A 7,070-nucleotide genomic window follows, 5' to 3' on the forward strand; every position below is an offset into this window, starting at 1 on the left:
GTACCTGATCACGTTTGGGTTCAGCCTGTTCGTACCCATTTTGCTGGTGAACTTCACCGGGTTGCCGGGCGCGGTTATCGGGTACCTCATTGTCATGTGCATCCTGCTGGTGCTGCTGGTCAGCGAGTACGCGTCCATCCGCATGGACCTGCGCCGGAAGTTGACGGGTAAGTCGGCGCCTGACGCCGAGATGCCGAAGGCCAGCCGTTCGTTCCGCGGGAAGGCTGCGGAAGCTGGCGCGGGTAGCGCACCGGTTGCGACCGCAGCGGCCGGCGTGGCTGCCGGCAGCACAGCGGCTGCCACGCCGGCAGCAGGCGGCGTGGCAGCGGTCGGAGCGCATGCCGCGCCCACGGCGGGAAGCGTGTCTGCAGCCGGAGGCGCACCCGCAAGCGCGCAGGCGCCGCAGCAAAGGCAACGCGGCGGGCAGACGGCAGCGCAGGCAGTGAACCGTCTGCAACCCGGCGCGTACGCCGATTCGCCTATTGCCTGGTCGGCGGGCGAAAGCGTCACCATGCTGGCCGAACCCGAGTCGCCGCGCGCGCCGCGGCCAAGCGAAGTGCGCGCCGAACGCGAGCACCGCGAAGCCGTGAAGGCGCGCTGGACGGAAGCGGGCAAGGAACGCACGGCCAAGCGTCGCGAAGCCACGCGAGCAGGAGCGCACGCGAGCGGCGCTGCATCGGCCAGCAGCAGCGCCAGCGATAGCGCCGACGTAACGGCTAGCGAGGCGCCGAAAGCCGGCCGCCACGCCACCACGCCCGAAGCGGCCCCCAGCTTCGGCAAACGCGGCAAGCACGAAAAAGACGATGACTAGCAAGATGCCCCATCCGTTCGGGGCATCTTCGTTTTAAGAAGGCATCGGCGGGCGCTCACTCGGGCGATTCTTCCGCAGCCCCCTGCCAACCGGCGTTTGACCAGCATTTTCACCCAGCAAGGTTTTTCAAGCGCGAGTGCTACTCCAGCAGCCAGCGGGGGTTTTCCAGGTAGCGGTAGGCGCACACTTTCGTGCCGGGAATCTGTTCGTCCGCCAGACCGGCGGGAAGGGCGTCGCGGTAATGGTTGCGCGTCCAGCCGACCATCTGCAAGCGGTGCAGCATCGAAAGCGCACAGGCCAGGTCAAGGACAGAATCAGGCAATTCGGTAACGATGCGATACGAACGCGATGGGTCGGCCGTGCGTTCAAGCGTAGCGCCCGGCACGAACCGCGTGCACGCGCACGACCAGGAAGTTTGCCCGGCGGTTGCCTTATTGCTAGCGCGCTACTTTGATTTGTGCTATACTGCTAGCAACTGAAAGGAGTCTACTATGGGCGCATCGATGGTGCAAATCAACACGCGTGTTCCCGCCGAGCTAAAAGAACAGGGCGACTTGGCGCTGGCGCGGGCCGGCTACACACCGGCGCAGGCGGTGCGCGCCCTCTGGGAGTACGCCGTCGTGCACATTCACGAACCGCAGGCAATTCGCAACGTGCTGCAGGAAGAGAGCGCGGAGCCTGAAGATCCGACGGCAGTTGAGAGCAATCCATTCACCGAATGGAAAACAGCCGCGCATGCCGCTTTATGCGAAAGAATGGGCATTTCGATGAGCACCGGCTCATCGAATATTCCGTTCGATGAGCTCAAAGAACTTGCGTATCTTGAGCGTTCCGAACGATTGGGGCTGTAATGGATTCGAATACCACCATCCTCGTCGATACCAATGTCTGGCTCGATTACTATGCGCTGAATCGAGCAGGTGGCGCAGAGGCCGCAGAGCTGCTAGGCTTCGCATTCTCGCACGGCATCAAACTGCTCTATCAGGCCGACATCATAAAGGACGTGTTTTACCTCGTTTCGGCTACCACAAAGCGAATCGCTCGCGAAGAGAAAGGGGCACTATCCCCAAGCGACGCAACGGCGGCAAACGAATTCGCGTGGAGCGCCGTGAATCATATGCGGGAAAATGCGTTCGCCATAAGCATCGGGCAATCCGACGTATGGTACGCGGCAAAAATGCGCAGCGTCCACGGCGATTTCGAGGACAACCTTGTGCTTGCCGCCGCAGAACGCGCAAACGCAACGTACCTAGTCACGAACGACGAACAGCTTGTCAAGCACGCCCCCGTCACCGCGCTCACCCCGCACGACGCGCTTGTGTACCTGCGGGCAAAAATGGAATAGCAGCGCTCCAAGGAGGCCCTTGCTTTCCTTGGAGCGCTGCTTACAAAAGCGATGGCTCTGCTAGACCAGCATGCAACAACATGAACCAGCCGCTAGGAAGACCGGCCAAGGAGCCCGTTTACTTGCGGTTAAGAGTCCACATGTCAATTGTGGTCTAGCAGAGCCAAAACGACAGAGCTTTCGCCGGTTTGCTTACTTCAGTAGCTTGATGCTGATGGCTTTTGCGGGGCAGGCTTCCACGCAGGCGCCGCATTTGCTGCATTCGGGAATGCGCTTCGTGTGCGGGTCAAGCTGCTCGGGACATGCGTCCACGCACGCGTGGCAGTCGACGCCGCGGCTGCGCAGGCACGTGTCGGCCTTCACGCGCGGGCGCAGCGTGACGTTGAGGTTCGACAGCAGGCTTGCCAGCGCACTGATGGGGCAGATTTTGCTGCACCATTTGCGCAGCACGGTGACTTCCAGAAGTAGGATGGTCGGGAAGATGATAAGCGCCCAGGTGGGCTCGTCGAACTGAACCAGGTTCCACAGGCCAATGATGGTGGCGAACGTCAAACCCACGGGACAGATGAGGCAAAACACCGGAAAGCCGAACACGGCCGCGGAAGCCAGCGTGCCCACCAGCACCGTATGGCGACTGTCAAGCTGCACGCCGTCGCGCTTGCCACCCACCGGCGCCAGCGCTTTGCCGCACGTTGTTGCACCCGGGCAAGCGGAGCACGAATGGCTCGGCTTGCTTTTGGAATCGCTCGTCGCTTTCGAACTCTTTTTCTTCGGGCGGAAAAACTTTTGTAGCCAGGGAACGGGGCACATCCAGGCGCAAAACGCTTTGCCGACCAGGGCAATCAGCACTACCACCAACGCAAACAACAACAGCGGGTGCAGCATGACGCCCTTTGCGCCCGCCATGGTTTCCAGCGCGCCCAGCGGGCAGATGGCCGATATCTGTTGGATGCCGAATGCCGACGGCGTGCCGATGCCCACATGGAACGCAAGCCCCACCAGCACAAACGCCACACACGCAAGCGCCACCCAGCCGCGCGCCGTACGGAGCGGAGACTTCGCGCGGTGATGTTGCTGCGTCTTATCAGTGCGCTGTGAAGGCGAAGAGGGGCCCGCGCTCGCGTTGCGGTCATCGTCGGCGGCCTCTGCCGCGTTCGCGTTTTGGGCAGCGGTAACGACCCCAGCTTGTGCGGTCGCATCCGATTGAGGCGAGTTCGGCGTGGCGCCATTTCGCGTTTCGCAAGCTGCATCCGTGCGGCCAGCCGAATTCAGCTGCTCTTCTGTTTCTTCCTTGCTCATCGCCTAGGCCTCCTTCCCTGCTGCTCGAACGTTGATGCCGCGATTGGTGCCGCCGGCGAACGTGAGGTAGCTGTTCGACGGGCACGCGTTCTCACATGCGCCGCAGCCGTTGCATTTTGCCTGGTCAACAATGGGGCGGTTCGCGTCATCCATGGTTATGGCGCCGTAGGGGCATGCGCCGGCGCACACTTGGCAACCGCCCTGGATCCACGCGATGCATCGTTCGCGGTCCACTACCGCCACGCCGATGATCTGCGACGGGTCGCGTGCGCCAACAATGGAGCCCGCCGGGCACACGTCTTCGCACACGCCGCAAAAGTCGCACAGCCCGCGATGGAAATCCATGATGGGAGTACGCCAATTCAGCACGCCGTCCTCAAGCACGCCCGTGCGCAGGCAGCGCTGCGGGCAAGCGGTTTCGCACCGATTGCATTTCAGGCACGTAGCGCGGAAATGCGCTTCGTCCTGCGCGCCGGGCGGACGCAGCAGCCCGCGGTCCTCGCCTTCAAGCGCGTACGCCGCGCCACCGACCGCGAACATGCTTGCAACCGCGCCCGCCGCCGCAAGCACACCGCGGCGCGTGATGCTCAGATGAGCGCCCATGAGCATTCCTTTCTCGTCTTCGCCGAAAGCCGCGTCCCCATAGCGGCCATACTTCGCATCCCCAAGCCTGCCCGAAGGGGCGCGGGCATGAAATAGCGAGGCGTTGACTATTTCGCCAAACGCCTCGTCAATAATTAGGTAATTCGCGCAAAAGCGCACGTCAGAGCCTGATGATAGAAGCCCCCTACGCCGCCTTTTCGCCTGCCAGCTCTTGCAGCACGTCGAGTTCGTCGGCGATGACGTCAGTTTCCATGTGCACGAAGCCGCGCGTCACCTTCGACACGCCGCGATAGAAGCGCGTTTCCGCCACATCGAGCACGGCGTCGCACAGGTCGTCGACCCAGTTCAGCTGGTGCTGCGCATGGAAGTTGGACACCGTTTGCGCCAGGTCGCGCGCGCGGTCGAAATCCGATGCCAGCAGCGCCGCGTTCGTGCGCTCGATAACCGTGGCCAGAAACTCGAACTCGAACGACACGTGATCTTCCGGCACGTGCAAATCGGCCTGCGGCTGGATGTGCTGCTCGCAGTACATTTTGTACACGCCGTCGCGCGCCTCCTGCATCATGAGCCCGAGTTCGCTGGTGAACACGCTTTCGAACGGCGTGGCAGCGAACGTCTCGTAGTTGCCAGCCGCCAGAAACGTGTGCGCATAATCGCAGGCCAGCGCCTGGCGCGTACCGGAATTCGCATGGCGAAGATAGCGGTGCATGTCTTCGTAGCCCTCGGCGATAAGCGCATTGTCGCCCGCCATGCCGGCGAAATCCATGCCCACCAGATGATCGACCTGCTGCTGCGTCAGCTCGCGGAAGAACAGTTCGGCCAGCATGCGGTAATAGGCTGCTCGCCCCGCATTCACCTCGATGAGCTGGGAAATCAGCTCGTCGCGCTCAGATTGCGCCTTCGTTTGCGACGCCTGCGCCGCTGCTTGGTTTTCAATCATCTTGCTACCTTTCTCGAACAGCGCAGACGCTTACCGCCGCGCCACCGCTTTCTCGCGCCGTCGCTTTCTTTTCGCTTAGCCAGCCGAACTGGGTGACGATGCCGGCGACAAGGGCACTACCGGTGTCACCAAAATGAGGGAAACGGCTTTTCGCCGCCTTCGCCTTGGCGATCACAGCTTCATTCCCTGTCGCCTTTCGCCAGCCAGCAATCGATGCACTCGCGGTTCGCATTCGCCAAGGGGAGGGAGAGGAGGGAGTATGCGAATACGAACCGCGAAAGCGTCGATGGCCGGCAATTGCAGACAACCGCGGGGCAAGTCGAGGCGCAAATGGGCTCCGTGACGCCCTTTCGCACCAACCGGCTTCAAAAATCGCTCATGTATGTGATTTAACAAGCGCAAGGCAGGAATCAACAATTTACCGATAACGTTTCCCCAGTTCAGAAGCTTGCTGGTTTATTGGATACCAGCAACATTGTCAGCAAATCACATACATGAGCGATTTTTCCTACGCTCGACGGTGGTACCAACCAAACCCGACGCCGGGCGCAGCGCCCGCGTGCAAGTGTCAGCGCCGCACCCGCCAGCGGGGCGGGAATGCCCGGGTGGGCATTCCCGCATTCCCGCGCTTGGTTACAGCACGTTCAGGAACAGGTTCGCGATCGGGACCGTGATGAGCCACATGATGCAGCGGTAGCTCACGGCGCCCACGAATGCGCAGGCCACAGAACCGCCCGCCGCAGCCATCAGGCTGCCGGGGTTCTTGCCCGCAAGCGCGCCGCACACGGCCGGCACCACGCCGGCGCCGATGACGGCAACCGCAAGCAGCGCCCACTGCACGCCGTCGGCGGGACCCGCCCACAGCACGTAGGCCGCCGCGCCCGCGGCGCCCAGCACGCCGCCGATCAACAGCGCGCGGCCGTACGGCGCCACGTCGGCGTCCTTGGCCTTCGCGGCCACAACCACCAGGTACGCGGCGATGCCCTCGGGCACGGCCGTCAGCAAGTAGCCGAGCGGCAGCAGCTGGCTGCACCAGTTCGGGCGCGCTTCCATCAGGTACGACTCGCCCGCCATGAACGACAGCAGCACGCCGAACACCGCGCCGATAACGGCCACGACCTTGCGCGCGCCGGCGCCGACCTCACGCTTGAGCAGCACCAGGTACACCACCACGCACACGCACAGGCAGCCAACCAGCAGCGCCTCGGTGAAGATGCCACTTGTCGGGTGGCTCAGCGCGCCCATGATGCGGTCGGGGTGCGACAGGTGCGTCACGGACGCCAGGCCGCCCACCACCGCGATGATCAGCGACACCAACGCCGCGGGGAACGCCGCCGCCTTCGCGCGGCCAAGGAACTCATCGGCCGCCACGCAGGCGAACATGCAGCCGCCCATGCCGGTCAGGGCCGTGAACAGGACCAGGGACCATTGGATTTCCATCGTTTAGTCCTCCTTCGCGAACCAGGCCGCGTCTTGCGCGCCGGACGCCGGGGCGATGGCGTCCACGTCATGCCACGTGGCGATCTTCTCGGACAGGATGTAGCGCGTCAGCGGCTTGTTGCCCGCGTCGTGCAGCGTGTGCACGCTGGCCGGGTCGGCGGCCGCCACGGCTTTGGCCACGTCGGACGACGCATCGTCCATGTCGCCGTAGAAGCGGGCGTTCGCGCAGCACGCCGCCACGCATGCCGGCTCCTGGCCGGCGCTGGTCAGCTGGCCGCACAGCGTGCACTTCTCGACGGCGCGCTCCTTGGCGTTCCACGAACGCACGCCGTACGGGCAGGCCATCATGCAGTACTTGCAGCCGATGCACTTCTCCTTGTCCACCAGCACCTTGCCGTCGGCGTCGCGGTAGCTTGCGCCGGTCGGGCACACGTGCACGCAGGGCGCGTCCTCGCACTGCTGGCACTGCACGGGTAGCCAATACTGCTCCAGGTCGGGGAAGGTCCCGTGCGGGCCGATCTGCAGCACGCGGTTCCAGTACTCGCCCAAGGCGATGCCGTTCTCGTTCTTGCAGGCCACCTCGCACGCGTGGCAGCCGATGCATTTATCCAGGTCAACAACTAAGCAATTGC

The 7,070-nt window shown here is 63.4% G+C and carries 9 protein-coding genes and 1 pseudogene; 3 read left to right on the forward strand and 7 right to left on the reverse strand.

Annotated features, from left to right (window positions below; all coding sequences use genetic code 11):
- Positions 1–811: pseudogene (locus tag ACWI6D_RS09005) on the forward strand (hypothetical protein); the annotation flags it as partial.
- Between the two features lie 139 nt (positions 812–950).
- Here ACWI6D_RS09005 and ACWI6D_RS09010 read toward each other — a convergent pair.
- Positions 951–1,133, reverse strand: a complete 183-nt coding sequence (locus ACWI6D_RS09010) for a hypothetical protein (RefSeq protein ID WP_449134437.1) — start codon at positions 1,131–1,133, stop codon at positions 951–953.
- A 169-nt stretch (positions 1,134–1,302) separates the two neighbouring features.
- On the opposite strand from ACWI6D_RS09010, the gene ACWI6D_RS09015 reads away from it, so the two are divergent.
- Complete coding sequence (locus ACWI6D_RS09015) at positions 1,303–1,662, forward strand: hypothetical protein (protein WP_288285065.1); 360 nt, start codon at positions 1,303–1,305, stop codon at positions 1,660–1,662.
- Positions 1,662–2,156: a type II toxin-antitoxin system VapC family toxin gene (locus ACWI6D_RS09020; RefSeq protein ID WP_449134438.1), complete on the forward strand. Its 495-nt coding sequence runs from the start codon at positions 1,662–1,664 to the stop codon at positions 2,154–2,156. Before ACWI6D_RS09015 ends, ACWI6D_RS09020 begins: the two co-directional genes overlap by 1 nt.
- 192 nt (positions 2,157–2,348) lie before the next feature.
- Here ACWI6D_RS09020 and ACWI6D_RS09025 read toward each other — a convergent pair whose 3' ends face one another.
- From ACWI6D_RS09025 to ACWI6D_RS09050, 6 genes are all read right to left on the reverse strand, one after another.
- Positions 2,349–3,455: a 4Fe-4S binding protein gene (locus tag ACWI6D_RS09025; RefSeq protein ID WP_449134439.1), complete on the reverse strand. Its 1,107-nt coding sequence runs from the start codon at positions 3,453–3,455 to the stop codon at positions 2,349–2,351.
- 3 nt (positions 3,456–3,458) lie between these two features.
- Positions 3,459–4,058: a 4Fe-4S dicluster domain-containing protein gene (locus ACWI6D_RS09030; RefSeq protein ID WP_449134440.1), complete on the reverse strand. Its 600-nt coding sequence runs from the start codon at positions 4,056–4,058 to the stop codon at positions 3,459–3,461.
- A gap of 184 nt (positions 4,059–4,242) precedes the next feature.
- Positions 4,243–4,998: a TorD/DmsD family molecular chaperone gene (locus ACWI6D_RS09035; RefSeq protein WP_449134441.1), complete on the reverse strand. Its 756-nt coding sequence runs from the start codon at positions 4,996–4,998 to the stop codon at positions 4,243–4,245.
- Between the two features lie 4 nt (positions 4,999–5,002).
- Complete coding sequence (locus tag ACWI6D_RS09040; protein WP_449134442.1) at positions 5,003–5,173, reverse strand: hypothetical protein; 171 nt, start codon at positions 5,171–5,173, stop codon at positions 5,003–5,005.
- A 458-nt stretch (positions 5,174–5,631) separates the two neighbouring features.
- A complete protein-coding gene (locus ACWI6D_RS09045) occupies positions 5,632–6,438 on the reverse strand; it encodes a DmsC/YnfH family molybdoenzyme membrane anchor subunit (RefSeq protein WP_302936424.1) in 807 nt (268 codons plus the stop codon).
- 3 nt (positions 6,439–6,441) lie between these two features.
- Positions 6,442–7,070: 4Fe-4S dicluster domain-containing protein (locus tag ACWI6D_RS09050; protein WP_449134443.1), on the reverse strand; the 629-nt coding region annotated here is incomplete at its 5' end.

This window comes from Senegalimassilia sp. (assembly GCF_977052095.1).